This window comes from Actinomadura logoneensis (genome assembly GCF_003428695.1).
GTDB classification, from domain to species: domain Bacteria; phylum Actinomycetota; class Actinomycetes; order Streptosporangiales; family Streptosporangiaceae; genus Spirillospora; species Spirillospora logoneensis.
This window is the reverse complement of sequence record NZ_QURH01000417.1, coordinates 1-823: the sequence shown is the minus strand read 5'-3', so window position 1 is coordinate 823 and position 823 is coordinate 1. Positions and strand designations below refer to the sequence as shown.

General features: G+C 79.3%; 1 protein-coding gene. It reads left to right on the top strand.

Annotation, left to right across the window (positions count from 1 at the left end):
* A partial coding sequence (locus tag DZF91_RS23045) for an aminotransferase class I/II-fold pyridoxal phosphate-dependent enzyme (protein ID WP_117359480.1) occupies positions 1 to 823 on the top strand: 823 nt, incomplete at both ends.

Here is an 823-nt window from a genome sequence, read left to right as displayed (position 1 = left end):
GCGCGGGCCCGCGAGGACGCCGGGCTGCGCAGGCGGCTGCTCCCCCGGGACGGCGGGCACGGCGGGCTGATCGACCTGGCGTCCAACGACTACCTGGGGCTGTGCCGCGACCCCCGGCTCGCGGCGGGCGCGGCCCGGGCCGTCCGGGAGTACGGGACGGGCGCGACCGGATCGCGCCTGGTCACCGGCACCACCGAGCTGCACGCCGAACTCGACCGCCGCCTGGCCGCCTTCACCGGGACGGCCGCCGGGCTGGTGTTCTCGTCCGGCTACCTGGCCAACCTCGGCGCGGTCGCGACGCTCGGCGGCCCGGACGTCCTGGTGGTGTCGGACCGGGCCAACCACGCCTCGATCGTGGACGCCTGCCGGCTGTCCCGGTCCCGCGTCGAGATCACCCCGCACCGGGACGTGGCCGCCGTCCGCCGTGCCCTCGCCGGACGCCGCGAGCCGCACGCGCTGGTCGTCACCGACGCGGTCTTCTCCGTGGACGGCGACCTCGCCCCGCTCGCGGCGCTGCACGCGGCGGCCCGCGCGCACGGAGCCCTGCTGGTGGTCGACGAGGCGCACGCGCTGGGCGTGGTCGGCGACGGCGGGCGGGGCGCCGCGCACGCCGCCGGCCTCGCCGGGGAGCCGGACGTCGTCCTGACCCTCACGCTGTCGAAGGCGCTGGCGTCCCAGGGCGGGGCGGTGCTCGGCGCGCCCGAGGTGATCGCGACGCTGGTGGAGGCGGGCCGGGCGTTCATCTTCGACACCGGGCTCGCCCCGGCCGCCGTCGGCGCGGCGCTCGCGGCCCTGGACGTCCTGGCCGCCGAGCCCGGCCTGC